The 16590-nt window shown below is 38.6% G+C and carries 19 protein-coding genes and 4 tRNA genes; all 23 read left to right on the plus strand.

Annotation, left to right across the window (positions count from 1 at the left end):
* The first annotated feature begins 1 nt into the window (after position 1).
* A complete protein-coding gene (locus tag R1T16_RS17100; RefSeq protein ID WP_317502353.1) occupies positions 2-886 on the plus strand; it encodes a Calx-beta domain-containing protein in 885 nt (294 codons plus the stop codon).
* 115 nt (positions 887-1001) lie between these two features.
* Positions 1002-3008, plus strand: coding sequence for a putative porin (locus R1T16_RS17105; protein ID WP_317502354.1), 2007 nt, complete (start codon positions 1002-1004; stop codon positions 3006-3008).
* A 77-nt stretch (positions 3009-3085) separates the two neighbouring features.
* Positions 3086-4447 (plus strand): pyridoxal-phosphate dependent enzyme, encoded by a 1362-nt coding sequence (locus tag R1T16_RS17110; RefSeq protein WP_317502355.1) that lies wholly within the window; start codon positions 3086-3088, stop codon positions 4445-4447.
* 47 nt (positions 4448-4494) lie between these two features.
* The gene (locus R1T16_RS17115; RefSeq protein WP_317502356.1) at positions 4495-5007 is read left to right on the plus strand and encodes a 3'-5' exonuclease; all 513 of its coding nucleotides are present in this window, start codon (positions 4495-4497) and stop codon (positions 5005-5007) included.
* Between the two features lie 28 nt (positions 5008-5035).
* Positions 5036-6304: a DUF2851 family protein gene (locus R1T16_RS17120; RefSeq protein ID WP_317502357.1), complete on the plus strand. Its 1269-nt coding sequence runs from the start codon at positions 5036-5038 to the stop codon at positions 6302-6304.
* A gap of 59 nt (positions 6305-6363) precedes the next feature.
* Positions 6364-6591 (plus strand): PspC domain-containing protein, encoded by a 228-nt coding sequence (locus R1T16_RS17125; protein WP_317502358.1) that lies wholly within the window; start codon positions 6364-6366, stop codon positions 6589-6591.
* 15 nt (positions 6592-6606) lie between these two features.
* Complete coding sequence (locus tag R1T16_RS17130) at positions 6607-7500, plus strand: ComEA family DNA-binding protein (RefSeq protein ID WP_317502359.1); 894 nt, start codon at positions 6607-6609, stop codon at positions 7498-7500.
* 14 nt (positions 7501-7514) lie between these two features.
* Complete coding sequence (locus tag R1T16_RS17135) at positions 7515-8657, plus strand: acyl-CoA dehydrogenase family protein (protein WP_317502360.1); 1143 nt, start codon at positions 7515-7517, stop codon at positions 8655-8657.
* Positions 8658-8817: 160 nt separating this feature from the next.
* The gene (locus R1T16_RS17140) at positions 8818-10173 is read left to right on the plus strand and encodes an alpha-amylase (RefSeq protein WP_317502361.1); all 1356 of its coding nucleotides are present in this window, start codon (positions 8818-8820) and stop codon (positions 10171-10173) included.
* A gap of 75 nt (positions 10174-10248) precedes the next feature.
* On the plus strand, positions 10249-10443 hold the full coding sequence (gene rpsU / locus R1T16_RS17145) for a 30S ribosomal protein S21 (RefSeq protein WP_317502362.1): 195 nt from the start codon (positions 10249-10251) through the stop codon (positions 10441-10443).
* 72 nt (positions 10444-10515) lie between these two features.
* On the plus strand, positions 10516-11418 hold the full coding sequence (locus R1T16_RS17150; protein ID WP_317502363.1) for a tyrosine-type recombinase/integrase: 903 nt from the start codon (positions 10516-10518) through the stop codon (positions 11416-11418).
* Between the two features lie 30 nt (positions 11419-11448).
* Positions 11449-11751, plus strand: coding sequence for a ribosome hibernation-promoting factor, HPF/YfiA family (gene hpf / locus R1T16_RS17155; protein ID WP_317502364.1), 303 nt, complete (start codon positions 11449-11451; stop codon positions 11749-11751).
* A 92-nt stretch (positions 11752-11843) separates the two neighbouring features.
* A tRNA-Thr gene (locus R1T16_RS17160) sits at positions 11844-11917 on the plus strand.
* A 128-nt stretch (positions 11918-12045) separates the two neighbouring features.
* Positions 12046-12126: transfer RNA gene (locus R1T16_RS17165), tRNA-Tyr, on the plus strand.
* A gap of 26 nt (positions 12127-12152) precedes the next feature.
* Positions 12153-12224 (plus strand) — tRNA-Thr (locus R1T16_RS17170).
* Positions 12225-12279: 55 nt separating this feature from the next.
* Positions 12280-13464, plus strand: a complete 1185-nt coding sequence (gene tuf, locus R1T16_RS17175; RefSeq protein ID WP_057669967.1) for an elongation factor Tu — start codon at positions 12280-12282, stop codon at positions 13462-13464.
* 58 nt (positions 13465-13522) lie between these two features.
* Positions 13523-13593: transfer RNA gene (locus R1T16_RS17180), tRNA-Trp, on the plus strand.
* A 16-nt stretch (positions 13594-13609) separates the two neighbouring features.
* Positions 13610-13807, plus strand: coding sequence for a preprotein translocase subunit SecE (gene secE, locus R1T16_RS17185; RefSeq protein ID WP_317502365.1), 198 nt, complete (start codon positions 13610-13612; stop codon positions 13805-13807).
* 10 nt (positions 13808-13817) lie between these two features.
* Complete coding sequence (gene nusG, locus R1T16_RS17190; protein WP_317502366.1) at positions 13818-14369, plus strand: transcription termination/antitermination protein NusG; 552 nt, start codon at positions 13818-13820, stop codon at positions 14367-14369.
* Between the two features lie 69 nt (positions 14370-14438).
* Positions 14439-14876, plus strand: coding sequence for a 50S ribosomal protein L11 (gene rplK, locus R1T16_RS17195; protein ID WP_317502367.1), 438 nt, complete (start codon positions 14439-14441; stop codon positions 14874-14876).
* An 18-nt stretch (positions 14877-14894) separates the two neighbouring features.
* Positions 14895-15584, plus strand: coding sequence for a 50S ribosomal protein L1 (gene rplA, locus R1T16_RS17200; protein WP_317502368.1), 690 nt, complete (start codon positions 14895-14897; stop codon positions 15582-15584).
* A gap of 22 nt (positions 15585-15606) precedes the next feature.
* On the plus strand, positions 15607-16122 hold the full coding sequence (gene rplJ, locus R1T16_RS17205; protein ID WP_317502369.1) for a 50S ribosomal protein L10: 516 nt from the start codon (positions 15607-15609) through the stop codon (positions 16120-16122).
* 67 nt (positions 16123-16189) lie between these two features.
* Positions 16190-16564, plus strand: a complete 375-nt coding sequence (rplL, locus tag R1T16_RS17210) for a 50S ribosomal protein L7/L12 (RefSeq protein ID WP_317502370.1) — start codon at positions 16190-16192, stop codon at positions 16562-16564.
* Positions 16565-16590: the final 26 nt, after the last annotated feature.

The following is a 16590-nucleotide window of genomic DNA, read 5'->3' on the forward strand; positions in this document are numbered from 1 at the left end:
TATGAAAAGATATATTCTAAAATTAGCATTACTTGCTTTGGGTACTAGCGCCCTTGTAAGCTGCGATGAGGATACTGTAACTTATGGTGGTCAGAATTTCGTAAGTTTTGACAGGGTTTCTACTTTAAGATACAATGCTTTCGAAAATATTGGAGTTTCTGAAATCCCTGTTAACCTGGCTTTTCCAAAGTCTAACGACGTTGTGGTAAACTTCGAAATTACAAATCCAACAGGTGTTGAAGGCGTTGATTTCATTGTTCTTACTCCTGGATCTATTACAATTCCTGCCGGTGAGACTACTGGTTACATTAGAATTCAGATCGTTGATAACGATATTCTAAATGATTCTAAATCAATGGATATCACCCTGACAGGTATAAACGATGCAAATGTAGCTTTAGGTTTATTAGATGCTAATTCTAAATACAAGAGATTCCTTATTGTAAACGATGACTGTACTACGAACTTCCTTCCATTTATTGCTCAGTACAATGTGCTTGATCAGGATGATATAGTTATTGGTACTGCGGAAGCTGATGTTAACGACAATGGTGACTGTAATGTTCTTCGTCTTACAGGTGTTCTTGAATCTACGTTTGCAAACGGCACTGACGAAGGTGTTTTTGTAGATGTGACTTTAGCACCGCAAGGAACTAACAAGAATAGCGGTACTATTTCAAGTGTACAGCAATTATATTGTGTAGAGTGTTATAATGATGGTGATACTAACAATACTTTAATTGTTGGTGTAGCAGGAACTTTCTCTAATGGTACTGTTACTAACCCTAATGGTGTTAAACAATTGAGTCTTAACACTACTATTTATACTGCTAGTTCTACTAGTGCTCTAACCTCTTCAAGTGTTAGGTTAAGAGCTATTAACTAATAATAATTAGTTTTTACATACATTAAGGGCTTTCTTCGGAAAGCCTTTTTTTTGCTTATTTTTTACGTTTCCCGATATATAAATTTAAGTACCTTTGCCCAAATCCTAAATCTAAATGCTTAGAAAGTATTTTCTTCTTTTTTTATGTGTATTTCCGCTGATGGTTTTTTCACAGGTAAATTCTAAGGCGAGGCCTAAGGGCAGACCCACGGCTAGTAACGCAGCGGGAAAATCTTCATCTGACGACGGTGGTAAAGAAGCTAAAACAGCGGCTGACACTATCGCTACAATAGACATGTATAAGATAATAACCTTCGACAGGGATACGACTTATGTGGATACAGCGTTGACATTGAAAAAAGAGTATGAGGTAAACTATCTTAGAAAAGATAATTTCGGGTTGTTGGCGCTTTCTAATGACGGGCAGGCTTATAACAAGTTAGATTTTGGACTGACTAAGTTTAATCCTTTTCCGGAGATGGGTTTCACGGCAAAACATTCTGCTTATATGGAGGTTGAGGATATCAACTACTATAATGTCGCTACTCCTTATACAGACTTAATGTACAGATCTGTAACAGAACAGGGGCAGATGCTTGACGCTTTTATAACTTTTAACACATCTGAAAATTTAAACTTTGCCGTTGGATATAAAGGGCTTCGGTCTTTAGGACGTTATATTAACCAGCTTTCCAGTAACGGGAATTTTAGGTTTATAACAAGCTACAACACTACTGATAGGCGTTATATGTTACGGGCGCATTTTACAGGACAGGATTTTACCAATCAGGAAAACGGTGGTATTACCAGGACAAATATTCCATTTTTTGAAAGTGGTCAGGCGCCATATACGCAACGTGAACGACTTGATGTTTATTTGAAAGATGCACAGTCGGTACTTAAAGGGAACCGTTATTTTATAGATCACACTTTCAGGCTTAATAAAGATAATCCTAATAGCCTGGTTTTTCATCATCAGTTTAATTTCGAAAATAAATTTTTTGAATATACATCTACTACACCCAATATTAGATACGGCGAAGCATATACGGCTTCAGTGAATAATAAAACACGTTATAACAGGATGTATAACAAAGTAGGTGCTGCTTACTTTAATGAGACTATTGGAACCGTAGAGTTTTATCTTGAAGATTTTAAATACAACTACTTTTACAGGACTATAATTTTAAATTCCAGCGGTGAGATAGGTACCCCAAATTCAATTAGCGACAGGATTGATACGTATGGCGCAAAATATAGTTATCAAAAAAATAAATGGAAAGGGAGCGTTTTGTTTTCAAATTCAATAACGAGTCAGTCTCTAGCAAACATAGATGCTTCCGCAAGATATGCTTTCGATGAGAAAAATGTTGTTTCAGGGCGTTATCAGAATATGAACAAACTTCCCAATCACAATTTTAACTTATATCAAAGTGACTATAAAGAGTATAACTGGCCTACGGGAACAGGGACTGCTGACTTTAAAACGGGCTTCAATAACGAAAAGATAAATAATTTTGAGTTTGAAGCGAAGACACAATGGCTTACCGCCTCGCTTCAGTACACCGTGTTAAATGATTACCTTTATTTTTACAGAACGAATACAGATACCGCTGTAAGGGATACAGAAATAAATTCAGTTTATGTAAAGCCAGCCCAGGATGGTAATACAATTAATTATCTGTCTCTTAAAGTGAGCAGGGAATTTAAATTTGGAAAATTTGCATTAGACAATACTTTCCTGTATCAAAACGTTCAGCAAACCGGGCATATCCTGAACGTGCCAAATTTTGTAACAAGAAATACTATTTACTATAGTGACCGTGTCTTTAAAAAGGCGTTGATGTTTCAAACGGGTATTACATTCCAGTACTTTACAAAGTATTATGCTAATGAATACAACCCGGTTATAGGCGAATTTTATATCCAGCAGGATAAGAAGATTGGAAATTATCCTGTTATAGATTTTTTCCTTAATGCTAAAATACAGGAATTCAGGCTGTTCTTGAAAGCAGAACATTTTAATTCTAGTTTTACGGGTTACAACTATTATACAACACCTACACAGCCTTATAAAGATTTTATAATCCGTTTCGGAATAATCTGGGATTTCTTCTCTTAACTTTTTTAATTATAGAATTGCAACAACAATATTTACCTTTGCAGCAATCTGCTATTTAAGGAGTAAAAAATATAAAAATGAAATACGCAAAAAATATACTTGAAACCATAGGCAATACGCCGATGGTAAAACTTAATAAACTTACAAAGGATATTGATGCTCTTGTTTTGGCAAAAGTGGAAACATTCAATCCCGGTAACTCTGTAAAAGACAGGATGGCCGTAAAGATGATTGAAGATGCAGAAGCCGACGGAAGATTAAAGCCGGGAGGAACTATCATTGAAGGAACCTCTGGTAATACAGGTATGGGACTTGCTCTTGGTGCAATAGTTAAAGGGTACAAATTGATTTGTGTTATTTCAGATAAGCAGTCTAAAGAAAAAATGGATATCCTTCGTGCCGTAGGCGCTAAGGTTGTAGTTTGCCCCACCGATGTGGAACCTACTGATCCGCGTTCCTATTATTCTGTTTCTAAGCGTCTGGCTGAAGAAACACCAAATTCCTGGTATGTCAACCAATATGATAATATGTCTAACACAGCTGCGCATTACGAGCAGACAGGCCCTGAAATCTGGGAACAGACAGAAGGGAAGATTACTCACTTTGTTGTGGGCGTAGGAACAGGTGGAACAATTTCCGGGGTTGCAAAATTCCTTAAGGAGAAAAATCCAAATATTAAGATTTGGGGAATAGATACGTATGGATCTGTATTTAAAAAATACCACGAAACAGGCGTGTTTGATGAGAACGAAATATACTCTTACATTACTGAAGGTATCGGAGAAGATATATTACCTAAGAATGTTGATTTCTCTCTTATAAACGGTTTCACAAAAGTAACTGATAAAGATGCTGCTGTATACACAAGAAGGCTTGCTCTTGAAGAAGGTATTTTTGTGGGTAACTCTGCAGGAGCTGCAATTAAAGGTTTATTACAGCTTAAAGACGAGTTTAAACCGGATGATGTAGTTGTGGTTCTTTTCCATGATAGCGGAAGCCGTTATGTAGGTAAGATGTTTAATGACGACTGGATGCGTGAGCGTGGTTTCCTTGATGAGGAGATAACCAAGGCAGAAGACCTTATTAAAGATCATGCATATAAGCCCCTTGTAGTAGTACGTACCGAAGAACTTGTTTCTCATGCTATTGAGCGCCTTCGTAAATATAAGATATCCCAAATCCCTGTGATTGATACAAACGGATTTGTAGGTTCTATTGACGAGACAGATCTTTTCAGGAGTTATGTTGAAGATAAAGATATTGCGGACAAGCCTATCCGTGAGATTATGGGCGCGGCTTATCCTGTGGTTAAAGCAAATACCTCTATTGAAGAGATTTCAAAGCTTATAAATAAAGATAATCAGGCTGTGCTTGTTGACCTCGGTGACGGAAGGCACCACATTATAACCAAACACGATATTATCAGCTCAATAAAATAACATGTAAGCCCTCTGTAACAAAGAGGGCTTTTTTATATCTTTCGATTATGAATTTTACCGCCATAGATTTTGAGACAGCAACCGGTTATGCGCATAGTGCCTGTGCTATTGGCCTTGTTACGGTTGAAAATGGCATAATCACAGATGAATACCACACGCTTATCCGTCCCCCGGAAAATGAATACTGGTTCAGAAACATTATGGTGCACGGCATTAAGCCGGTTGAAACTATGAACCTGCCTGCTTTTGATGATCTGTTTCCTGAAATAAGGAAAAGGATTTTAGGTAGGAAACTCGTGGCCCATAATGAAGCTTTTGACCGAAGTGTGCTGACCAAGACAATGAAATACTATGGCATGTACTATGATGAACTTGAGCTGGCAGACCAATGGGAGTGCACGTTAAAAATATACCGAAAAAAAGGTTATAAGCCCGCCAACCTTAAAGCTTGCAGCGAACGGCATGGCATCCAGCTGAACCACCACGAGGCATTGTCGGATGCACGTGCCTGCGCAAAATTATACCTTCTTCATGACGGGCAGGTAAAATTGAGTATGTAAAATATTTTTTTTATGTATTTTCGTATCAATGAAAGAAGATTTTCTCCACTATGTATGGCAGTTTAAAAAGTTTGATGTACTGAATGTGAAGACAGTGCAGGGGCAGGATATGTTTATACTCAATACAGGGCAGTATTTGCAGGTGGCCGGCCCCGATTTTTTTAATGCTCAAATTACTATAGGCGGGCAGAAATGGGCTGGAAATGTAGAGATCCATCTAAAATCATCTGACTGGTATATTCATAATCATGAGAGAGATGCGGCTTACGACAGTGTGATACTTCATGTGGTGTGGGAGCACGATACGGAAGTATTCCGTCAGGATAATACCGAGATTCCTGTTTTAGAATTAAAGCACTACGTTTCTAAAGATATCCTTGGGAGTTATAATGCCCTGGTAGCTGCCAAATCCTGGATTTTCTGTGAGAAGGAAATAAGCGGTATAGATCGCTTTGTTTTTGAAAACTGGAAAGAGCGTTTGTTTTTTGAACGTCTTGAGCGTAAGTCGCAGCCAATACTCAATCTGGCGAAAGCGGCCGGCTACGATTGGGAAGCTGTACTGTTCGACTTCATTGCAAAGAATTTTGGCCTCAATACTAATGGAGAAATATTCTACGCGATTGCACAGTCGCTGCCGTTTTCGGTAGTGCGTCGTGAGAGCTTTGAATATGAAAATCTAGAAGCTCTATTTTTTGGCAGGGCCGGATTGTTAGAGGCTGATCATGAAGATTTATATTTTAAGGACTTAAAGCGACGATACGATTATATATGCCATAAATACCGCATTGAACTGGTTTATATTGATCCGCTACAGTTCTTTAAGCACAGGCCCGATAATTTCCCTACAATACGGCTTGCCCAGTTAGCACAATTATACCATAAGCATCAAAACCTGTTTTCGAAGATAACAGAGGCGGCTTCTATCGAAGATATTTATACTTTATTCGATGCCGCAGTACCTGAATATTGGCAGATGCATTATACCTTTGATAAAGAAAGTGCTAAAAAGCGTAAATCGCTTACGCATTCATTTATAGATCTTATTGTAATGAATACGATTGTTCCTTTCAAGTTTGCTTACGGCAGGCACATCGGAAAAGAAAATACTGAGTCGCTGGTTGAGATGCTTAAGAATATTACCCCGGAGAAAAACGCGATAATGGACAAGTTTAAATTCTTTAAAGCGGAAATAAATTCGGCATATGATACCCAATCGCTGCTGCAGCTAAAAAATGAATACTGTGCTCATAAACGCTGCCTGCAATGTGCAGTGGGGCTGGAATTGCTAAAAAAATAGCATCAGCAATACAATCTGTTTAAGAAACCACTACATTTGAAAACTGAATACTACAAATTATGTCTTTTGTAACCAACATACGCCACTTTTTTGAAAAACACGGATTTGAGGTTTCCCAGCGCCTGGCAGACAGGATTGGGATGCGCGCTACAAATGTTAGGCTGTTTTTTATTTACATATCTTTTGTAACGGTTGGGTTGTGGTTTGGCGTCTATCTTACCCTTGCTTTCTGGCTGCGACTTAAAGACATGGTCTATACCAAAAGGAGTTCTGTTTTTGATCTGTAAAGGTTTTGTATCAATATGAAGCCGTTAAAGTTTTTCTATCGTTTTTCAAAAGGCCAGCAAAAAGGCATTATAGCTCTGTTTCTCTTTATTGTTTTATTTCAGGCAGCATATTTTATTGCCGCGAGTATAGATTTTAGGTCGGAAAAAACTAGATCTGAAGAAGATAAGCAATGGCTTTCGCTCCAATCGCAGATTGATGCGCTTAAGGCGAAAAAGCACTCAAGCCGCGATACTATTTATCCGTTTAATCCAAATTACTTATCTGATTATAAAGGATACCTACTTGGTATGTCATTGAAGGAACTTGACAGATTAAGTGCTTACCGTAAGGAAGGCAAGTATATTAACTCTGCGGATGATTTTAAAAAGGTGACGGGTGTGCATGATACGCTGCTTTTAAAACTCACTCCCTATTTTAAATTTTCAGGAAAATCATATTCAAAATCTTATAAAGATACTGATGAAAAGCCGGTGTTCAAAAAGTTTAGAGCTGAGGCCGACCATAATATAAGATTGACAGATATTAATCAGGCATTAGAAGAAGACCTCGTTAAAGTGTACGGTGTCGGCCCCTACTATGCAAAAACTATTTTGCGTAGGCGCTCTGCACTTGGCGCTTTTGTAAGTATGGCACAGATGGACGACTTTACAGATATTTCTGCCGAAGCCAGAGATGAGCTTAAAAAGAGATTTACTATTGGCAATAGTGATGATATCCAGAAAATCAATATTAATACTGCATCTTTACTGCAACTGTCTCGTTTTCCATATTTTACTAAAGATATAGCCCGAAGCATAATTACCGAACGAAGTATGAATGGAAAATTGCTGAAAATTAACGATTTGTTAAAAATATCTGGTTTTCCTGTTGATAAAGAAAAAATAATTGCCTTATATTTGGAATTCTAAAAAAAATAAGCAAAATGAATTTCGATTATAATGAAACGCAGGACATGATCGCCCAATCGATCAGGGATTTCGCAGAACAGCACATCCGTCCGAATATTATGGAATGGGACGAGACACAACACTTTCCGGTAGATCTTTTCAAGAAATTAGGAGAAATGGGTTATATGGGTGTATTGGTTCCTGAAGAATTAGGTGGATCGGGACTTGGTTACCACGAATACATTACAGTAGTTGAAGAGATATCTAAAGTAGATCCGTCTATCGGGCTTTCTGTTGCGGCTCACAATTCACTTTGTACAAATCACATACTTACTTTTGGTAACGAAGAACAAAAGAAAAAATGGATACCTAAACTGGCTACAGCAGAACATATTGGTGCCTGGGGACTTACAGAACACAATACAGGTTCTGATGCAGGAGGTATGAATACTACTGCAGTCAAAGACGGCGACCATTGGGTTGTTAATGGTGCTAAAAACTTCATTACCCATGCTAAATCTGGTGACGTAGCTGTTGTTATTGTAAGGACCGGAGAAAAAGGTGATTCTAAAGGAATGACTGCTTTTGTTTTTGAAAAAGGAATGCAGGGCTTTACCAGCGGCAAAAAAGAAAATAAACTGGGTATGCGTGCCAGCGAAACTGCAGAACTTATTTTTGACAATTGCCGTATTCCTGATGCTAACCGCCTTGGTGAAGTAGGGGATGGTTTTATGCAGGCAATGAAAATACTTGACGGAGGCCGTATTTCTATTGGGGCATTGTCTTTAGGTATTGCTAAAGGCGCTTATGAAGCCGCCCTTAAATATTCTAAAGAGCGCCACCAGTTTGGCCAGCCTATAAGTAACTTCCAAAGTATAGCTTTTAAGCTAGCTGATATGGCAACTGAGATTGAGGCTTCAGAGCTATTACTTCATAAAGCAGCTTACCTTAAAAACAATGGCAAGAAAATGACTGTTGCCGGCGCTATGGGTAAAATGTATTCTTCTGAGGTGTGTGTAAGGGTTTCTAACGAAGCTGTACAGATTCACGGAGGTTATGGTTATACTAAAGATTATCCGGTAGAGAAATTCTACAGGGATTCTAAACTGTGTACTATTGGAGAGGGAACTACTGAAATCCAAAAACTTGTTATTTCACGTAATTTGTTGAAAGACTAATAGTTGAAAAATAAATATTGCTAAAAGGGTTTCTGTTTTCAGAGACCCTTTTTTCGTCTTATTTATCAACACTATAACGTTGTAGTTTTGTTTTTGATGTCGGGTTAGTAAAATATTATGTTCATTTTTATAAATTAGGTAGTAACCAAACCTTTTAATTATGAAATACATATTTACAATTGCGGCTTCTGCAATACTTCTGTGGGGCTGCTCAAATGATGCTGATGTGTCAAAAGAAGATACAAATTTTACTGCTGTGCCTGGCAGGGCTGTACAAAGCAAAGCAGCAGGTTCTAAAGTTATGATGCAGGCATTTTATTGGGATGTGCCTTCGGGCGGAACATGGTGGAATACCGTAGAGGCAAAAGTGCCTTCGTGGTCGGCTGCGGGTATAGATGCTATTTGGCTGCCACCGGCTACAAAAGCACAAAACGGGGGATTCTCCATGGGGTACGATCCTTTTGACTATTATGATTTTGGCAGCTATAACCAGATGGGAAGTGTGGAGACGCGCTTTGGGTCTCTTGCAGAAATACAATCCCTTATTACCACAGCCCACAGTAATAATCTCGACGTCATTGCAGATATTGTAGTTAATCATAACAGTGGTGGTGCTTCTCAGGCTAATCCTTATACAGGCGGCAATACATGGACGGCTTTTAATCCTGCTTCAGGATTATTTTTACGTTCCTACAACGACTTTCATCCTAATAACCTTCATGCATCAGATGCAGGTTCTTTTGGAGGATTTCCAGATCTGTGCCATGATAAAGCTTATGTTCAGGACTGGCTTTATAATAATTCCAATTCCATTGCAAAATATTATAAGAACGTAATGCATTTTGACGGCTGGCGTTTTGATTTTGTAAAAGGGTTTGAGCCGTGGGTCGTAAAGAATTTTAAAAATGCCGTAGGCGGATTTACAGTAGGGGAGTACTGGGATGGCAACGCAGCTACGCTTGAAGGCTGGTCTAATGCTGCTGAGGCCAGCGCTTTTGATTTTGCCTGCTATTATAAAATGCGCGATGCATTTGGAAATAATGACCTGACGCAGCTAAACGGCGATATGCTCTTAAAGCGGAATGCCTACAGGGCGGTTACTTTTGTAGCCAACCATGATACAGATGAAATTTACAATAATAAGCTTTTGGCGTATGTCTATATTTTGACACATGAAGGATATCCGTGCATTTTCTACAGGGATTACGAAGAATGGTTAGATAAGAATAAGTTAAACAATCTTATCTGGATACATAATAATAAGGCCTCAGGCAATACGACATATCTTTATGCCGACAACGATGAATATGTTGCCCGAAGAAATGGAAATCCCGGGCTGATCGTGTATATAAACAACAGCGATTTGTGGCAGGAGCGATGGGTAGATACAAACTGGACAAGCACAACGATTAAGGACTACACGGGCAATTCGTCATGGGAGCCTGTTACGCAGGCGGATACATGGGTTAAGGTACAAGCACCGCCTCATGGGTATACTGTTTGGTCTGTGAAATAAAAAAGGCACAATTCGTTTGGCAGGTATAAAAAAAAGATATAAGTTTGCACCCTTAACGAGAGGAGGTGTTATATTATGTTGATTATACCAATTAAAGACGGAGAAAATATTGATAGAGCGCTTAAGCGTTACAAACGTAAATTTGATAAGACTGGTGTTGTACGTCAGCTAAGAAGTCGTCAGGCTTTCATCAAACCTTCTGTTGTAAAAAGAGCTCAAGTACAAAAAGCAGCTTATGTTCAGGGATTAAGAGAATCTATGGAGAATTAATTAGTCTTACGAACTAAAATATATTACCGTTAGCAGAAAAGTTTCAATAACTTTGCTGTTAACGGTTTTTTTATGGTTGATTCTAAACTTGCATACGCTGATTACCTTATAAAGGAAAAGAACTATTCCCTGCTTACGCTTCGCGCCTATACCGATGATGTTGCTGCTTTTGAGCAGTTTCTAAAAGAAAGGGATGAGGGAGCTGTGCTGGAAGAGGTTAACTACAGTCAGATACGAAGCTGGATTGTAGCTATGGTTGAGGCCGGTATCTCAAACAAATCAGTTAACAGGAAAATTTCATCTTTAAAATCATTCTACAAATTTTTGCTTCGTTCAAAGCAGATCATAACCAATCCGCTGCTAAAGCACAAATCTTTAAAAACCGAAAAAAAGGTCCAGGTGCCTTTTTCTGAACAGGAGCTCAATGATGTTATTGCAGATCTTGATCACCCTGAAGATTTTGAGGGTATACGCAACAGGTTAATCATTGAGCTTTTTTATACCACAGGTATACGTCGCGCAGAACTTATTAGTTTAAGGGTTACTAGTTTTGATCAGGGAAATAATACTTTAAAGGTAGTGGGTAAGCGTAATAAGGAGCGAATACTGCCGCTTCTTGAGTGTACTGCCGGTCTACTTGGTAAATATCTTTTAGAAAGAGGAAAACTGCAGCTTATTGCAAGTCCTGAAGTGTTAATGTTGAATATTCGTGGCAATAAAGTAAGTGAATCGTTTGTTTATAGATTAATAAATAGTTACTTTAGTGTTGTCTCCGGTAAGGTAAAAAAGAGTCCGCACGTGCTTCGGCATACATTTGCGACACATTTGCTTAACAATGGGGCTGATTTAAATTCAGTAAAGGAGTTACTGGGTCATGCGAGTTTATCTTCCACACAGATTTATACCCACAGCAGTCTTGCTGAGCTTAAGAAAGTGTATGGTGATTCTCATCCGCGCAGCCGTGGTAATTCCTAAAAATGTTTAACGAATAAAAAGTTTGAGATTATGAAGGTAAATGTTCATGCAGTCAACTTTAATGTTGACAGGAAACTGGTAGGCTATGTTCAGGACAGGTTGAATAGGCTTGAAAAGTATTATGACAAAGTTGTAAATTCTGATGTTTATTTTAAACTGGATAATACGAGTGAGAAGCAAAATAAGGTTGCGGAGATAAAAGTTATAGTTCCTGGAGACGAATTTATAGTCAAAAAGCAGTGTAAAACATTTGAGGAGGCGGTTGAGTTGGCGGCTGATTCTATGGAGCGTTTACTTATGAAGAGAAAACAAAAAGTCAGAGCACGATCATAAAGAGAAAAAAAAGTTGAAAAATGTTTTGATTAAAAAATAAATTCTATACATTTGCAGTCCGTTAGAAATAGCGGACTTTTTTATTGTAAGTTGCCGGTGTAGCTCAGCTGGCTAGAGCAGCTGATTTGTAATCAGCAGGTCGTGGGTTCGAGTCCCTCTATCGGCTCAAAATAAAGGGTTTTTATTGTTTTTGATTAAGTAAGATCTGATTCGGTTGAAGATGAGGGTGTTGTCTTGAAAAAGAGTGGTAGTTGTCCTTGTGTTTTTTGAAAAAGCAACTGAAAATTAAGGTTAGGGGAGATACTCAAGCGGCCAACGAGGACGGACTGTAAATCCGTTGGGAAACCTTCGAAGGTTCGAATCCTTCTCTCCCCACAAAAAAAAGCGCGAGCTTAATGTCTGCCGGTGTAGCTCAGGGGTAGAGTGCTTCCTTGGTAAGGAAGAGGTCACGGGTTCAATTCCCGTCATTGGCTCTAGTTTAGAAGAATTTGAACACTAATTATATAACTAAGATTAAATTATTAAATCATGGCAAAGGAAACTTTTGATAGGTCAAAGCCGCACCTTAACATAGGTACAATCGGACACGTTGACCACGGTAAAACAACTTTGACTGCTGCTATTACTAAAGTATTATCAGATGCAGGTTTTTCTGAAGCGAAATCATTTGATCAAATTGATAACGCTCCTGAAGAAAAAGAAAGAGGTATTACAATTAATACTTCTCACGTAGAGTATGCTACAGCTAACCGTCACTACGCTCACGTTGACTGTCCAGGTCACGCGGATTACGTGAAAAACATGGTTACTGGTGCTGCTCAGATGGATGGTGCTATCCTTGTAGTTGCTGCAACAGATGGTCCAATGCCACAAACTCGTGAGCACATCCTTCTAGGTCGCCAGGTAGGTGTTCCAAGAATGGTTGTATTCATGAACAAAGTAGATATGGTTGATGATGCTGAGCTTCTTGAGCTAGTTGAAATGGAAATCAGAGATCTATTGTCTTTCTATCAGTATGATGGTGATAATGGACCAGTTATCCAAGGTTCTGCTCTTGGTGCACTTAACGGTGAGCCTCAGTGGGTTGATACAGTTCTTGCTCTTATGGAAGCTGTTGATACATGGATCGAAATGCCGGTACGTGATGTTGAAAAACCATTCCTTATGCCTGTTGAAGACGTATTTACAATTACTGGTCGTGGAACTGTTGCTACAGGTCGTATCGAAACTGGTGTTGCTAATACAGGTGATGCAGTTGAAATCATTGGTATGGGTGCTGAAAAGCTTACTTCTACAATCACTGGTGTTGAGATGTTCCGTAAAATCCTTGATAGAGGTGAAGCTGGAGATAACGTAGGTTTACTTCTACGTGGTATCGATAAAGCTGATATCAAAAGAGGTATGGTTATCATTAAGCCAGGATCTGTTAAGCCACACGCGCATTTCAATGCAGAGGTTTATATCCTTAAAAAAGAAGAAGGTGGACGTCACACTCCATTCCATAATAACTACCGTCCACAGTTCTATGTAAGAACTACAGATGTAACAGGTACTATCACTCTTCCAGCTGGTGTAGAGATGGTAATGCCAGGAGATAACCTTACTATCGAGGTAACGCTTCTTAGCCCAATCGCTCTAAGTGTAGGTCTACGTTTCGCTATCCGTGAAGGTGGTCGTACAGTAGGTGCAGGTCAGGTAACTGAGATCCTATAGTAGTTTACTAAATATTATAAAACAGTCCGGAACTCCGGTTTCGGACTGTTTTTAACAAACGGGCGTAGTTCAAGGGTAGAATAGCGGTCTCCAAAACCGTTGATGGGGGTTCGAATCCCTCCGCCCGTGCAAAAAACGAAATACAATGGCAAACGTTACTAATTACATATCAGAAGCATTTACTGAGTTAAAAACAAATGTAACATGGCCGGAATGGGCAGAGATACAGCGCCTAACTATTATTGTTGCTGTGTTTTCGGTATTATTTGCCTTGGTTACTTTTGGTATTGATAAGGGCTTTGAGGTTCTTGTAGCAAATGTATATAAGTTTCTAAAAAATTAATTTTATTGCAATGACTGATAACAATGTCAAAAAGTGGTATGTGGTTAGAGCGGTAAGCGGTCAGGAAAATAAAGTTAAAAACTACATAGAAACAGAAATCAATAGACTAGGGATGGCTGATTACATCTCTCAGGTTCTTGTGCCTACTGAAAAGGTGGTTCAGGTGCGTGACGGAAAAAAGATCAGTAAAGACAGAGTTTATTTTCCTGGTTATGTAATGGTTGAAGCTAACTTAACCGGAGAGATACCACATATTATTAAATCTATTACCGGTGTTATCGGTTTTCTGGGTGAGACTAAAGGCGGTGATGCTGTTCCTTTACGTCTTTCTGAAGTTAACAGGATGCTGGGTAAAGTAGATGAATTGTCTGTTAAGACTGATAACGTTTCTATACCATTTACTGTAGGTGAAACGATTAAAGTTATTGATGGGCCTTTTAACGGTTTTAACGGTACAGTTGAAAAAGTTAATGAAGAAAAGCGTAAGCTTGAAGTTATGGTGAAAATCTTTGGAAGAAAGACGCCGCTTGAACTTAGCTTCATGCAAGTTGAAAAAGTATAATTTTTGTTACACTTATTATAAATCACATCATTCGCTTCCAATGAAGATGTGCTAAATTTTTTTAAAGAAATGGCTAAAGAAATTAGTAAAGTAGTTAAACTACAAGTTAAGGGAGGTGCTGCGAACCCGTCGCCACCGGTTGGACCTGCTTTGGGGGCTGCTGGAGTTAACATCATGGAGTTCTGTAAGCAGTTTAATGCCAGGACTCAGGATAAACCAGGCAAAGTTTTACCAGTACAGATTACTGTGTATAAAGACAAGTCTTTCGAGTTTGTTGTTAAAACGCCACCGGCTGCTATCCAATTATTGGACGCTGCTAAACTTAAAGGAGGTTCTGGTGAGCCTAACCGAAAAAAAGTAGCTAGCGTTACCTGGGATCAAATCAGGGCTATTGCTGAAGACAAAATGGCTGACTTAAATGCTTTCACTATTGAGAAAGCTATGAGTATGATTGCCGGAACAGCGAGGTCTATGGGTATAACAGTATCAGGAACAGCTCCTTTTTAATCTAAAGAAAAAGAAGAAATGGCAAAATTGACAAAAAAACAAAAAGAGGCTGCTTCAAAAATTGAGAAGAACAAGCTGTATTCATTGAAAGATGCTTCTGCATTAATCAAAACAGTTGCTACTGCAAAATTTGATGAGTCTGTTGATATCGCAGTACGTCTGGGTGTAGATCCAAGAAAAGCGAATCAAATGGTAAGGGGTGTTGTAACACTTCCTCATGGTACAGGTAAAGATGTAAGAGTTCTTGCTCTTGTTACTCCTGATAAAGAAGCTGAAGCTAAAGCTGCAGGTGCAGACTTCGTAGGTTTAGATGATTACCTTCAGAAAATTAAAGACGGATGGACAGATGTTGATGTTATCATCACTATGCCTGCAGTTATGGGTAAATTAGGTCCTTTAGGTAGAATCTTAGGTCCACGCGGACTTATGCCAAACCCTAAAACAGGAACTGTTACTATGGAAGTAGGTAAAGCTGTTACTGAAGTTAAAGCTGGTAAAATTGACTTTAAAGTTGATAAAACCGGTATCGTTCACGCAGGAATCGGAAGAATCTCTTTTGATGCTGACAAGATAACTGAGAACGCTCACGAGATCATTCAAACATTAATCAAATTGAAACCAACTGCAGCTAAAGGTACATACATTAAGAGTATCCATATCTCTTCTACTATGAGCCCTGCTATCGCTTTAGATCCTAAAGCAGTATAATTGGTAGTTAAAAAGTTTTATTATGACCAAAGAAGAAAAATCAAGAGTTATTGAAGAACTAACTGCACAGTTGGCTGGTACAAACGTTGTTTATGTAGCAGATATTTCAGGACTTAATGCAGAAAATACTTCAAACTTAAGAAGAGCGTGCTTTAAAGCAGGTATAAAACTTGAAGTTGTTAAGAATACCCTGCTTGAAAAAGCAATGGCTAGCCTTGATAACAACTATGGTGAATTACCATCTATCCTTAAAGGAAGCACTTCTATAATGATCGCAGAGAACGGAAACGCTCCTGCTAAGATCATCAAAGAATTCCGTAAGAAATCTGATAAACCAGTTCTTAAAGGTGCTTACATCCATGAGGCTGTATTCATCGGTGACAACCAGCTTGACACCCTTGTAGCACTTAAATCTAAAGAAGAGGTTGTTGGAGAGATCATCGGTCTTCTTCAGTCTCCTGCTAAAAATGTTATTTCTGCTCTTAAATCGGGTGGTAATACTATCGCAGGACTTGTTAAAACATTATCTGAGAAATAATCAGGTAATCCGCGCAGAACGCACTTTATAAATTATATATTACAAACTATTTAAAACGATAGAAAAAATGGCAGATTTGAAACAATTCGCAGAACAACTAGTTAACCTAACTGTTAAAGAAGTTAACGAACTAGCTACAATATTAAAAGATGAGTATGGAATTGAGCCTGCTGCTGCTGCAGTAGTTGCTGGTCCTGCTGCTGGTGGAGATGCTCCAGTTGCTGAAGAGCAATCAGAGTTTACAGTAGTTCTTAAAGATGCTGGTGCTTCTAAATTAGGTGTTGTTAAAGCTGTAAAAGAACTTACAGGTTTAGGACTTAAAGAAGCTAAAGATCTTGTAGATGCTGCTCCTGCTAACGTAAAAGAAGGTATCTCTAAAGAAGAGGCTGAAGGTCTTAAGAAAGCTTTAGAAGAAGCTGGAGCTGTTGTTGAGCTTAAATAAGCTTACATAAGTTACAAAACCCAGGT

This window comes from Flavobacterium sp. DG1-102-2 (assembly GCF_033042555.1).
Lineage (GTDB): Bacteria > Bacteroidota > Bacteroidia > Flavobacteriales > Flavobacteriaceae > Flavobacterium.

What these genes read in the sequence shown, in the direction of transcription:
- R1T16_RS17100 (WP_317502353.1), top strand. Translation starts at nt 2, where the DNA reads ATGAAAAGATATATTCTAAAATTAGCATTACTTGCTTTGGGTACTAGC.
- R1T16_RS17105 (WP_317502354.1), top strand. Translation starts at nt 1,002, where the DNA reads ATGCTTAGAAAGTATTTTCTTCTTTTTTTATGTGTATTTCCGCTGATG.
- R1T16_RS17110 (WP_317502355.1), top strand. Translation starts at nt 3,086, where the DNA reads ATGAAATACGCAAAAAATATACTTGAAACCATAGGCAATACGCCGATG.
- R1T16_RS17115 (WP_317502356.1), top strand. Translation starts at nt 4,495, where the DNA reads ATGAATTTTACCGCCATAGATTTTGAGACAGCAACCGGTTATGCGCAT.
- R1T16_RS17120 (WP_317502357.1), top strand. Translation starts at nt 5,036, where the DNA reads ATGAAAGAAGATTTTCTCCACTATGTATGGCAGTTTAAAAAGTTTGAT.
- R1T16_RS17125 (WP_317502358.1), top strand. Translation starts at nt 6,364, where the DNA reads ATGTCTTTTGTAACCAACATACGCCACTTTTTTGAAAAACACGGATTT.
- R1T16_RS17130 (WP_317502359.1), top strand. Translation starts at nt 6,607, where the DNA reads ATGAAGCCGTTAAAGTTTTTCTATCGTTTTTCAAAAGGCCAGCAAAAA.
- R1T16_RS17135 (WP_317502360.1), top strand. Translation starts at nt 7,515, where the DNA reads ATGAATTTCGATTATAATGAAACGCAGGACATGATCGCCCAATCGATC.
- R1T16_RS17140 (WP_317502361.1), top strand. Translation starts at nt 8,818, where the DNA reads ATGAAATACATATTTACAATTGCGGCTTCTGCAATACTTCTGTGGGGC.
- rpsU (WP_317502362.1), top strand. Translation starts at nt 10,249, where the DNA reads ATGTTGATTATACCAATTAAAGACGGAGAAAATATTGATAGAGCGCTT.
- R1T16_RS17150 (WP_317502363.1), top strand. Translation starts at nt 10,516, where the DNA reads ATGGTTGATTCTAAACTTGCATACGCTGATTACCTTATAAAGGAAAAG.
- hpf (WP_317502364.1), top strand. Translation starts at nt 11,449, where the DNA reads ATGAAGGTAAATGTTCATGCAGTCAACTTTAATGTTGACAGGAAACTG.
- tuf (WP_057669967.1), top strand. Translation starts at nt 12,280, where the DNA reads ATGGCAAAGGAAACTTTTGATAGGTCAAAGCCGCACCTTAACATAGGT.
- secE (WP_317502365.1), top strand. Translation starts at nt 13,610, where the DNA reads ATGGCAAACGTTACTAATTACATATCAGAAGCATTTACTGAGTTAAAA.
- nusG (WP_317502366.1), top strand. Translation starts at nt 13,818, where the DNA reads ATGACTGATAACAATGTCAAAAAGTGGTATGTGGTTAGAGCGGTAAGC.
- rplK (WP_317502367.1), top strand. Translation starts at nt 14,439, where the DNA reads ATGGCTAAAGAAATTAGTAAAGTAGTTAAACTACAAGTTAAGGGAGGT.
- rplA (WP_317502368.1), top strand. Translation starts at nt 14,895, where the DNA reads ATGGCAAAATTGACAAAAAAACAAAAAGAGGCTGCTTCAAAAATTGAG.
- rplJ (WP_317502369.1), top strand. Translation starts at nt 15,607, where the DNA reads ATGACCAAAGAAGAAAAATCAAGAGTTATTGAAGAACTAACTGCACAG.
- rplL (WP_317502370.1), top strand. Translation starts at nt 16,190, where the DNA reads ATGGCAGATTTGAAACAATTCGCAGAACAACTAGTTAACCTAACTGTT.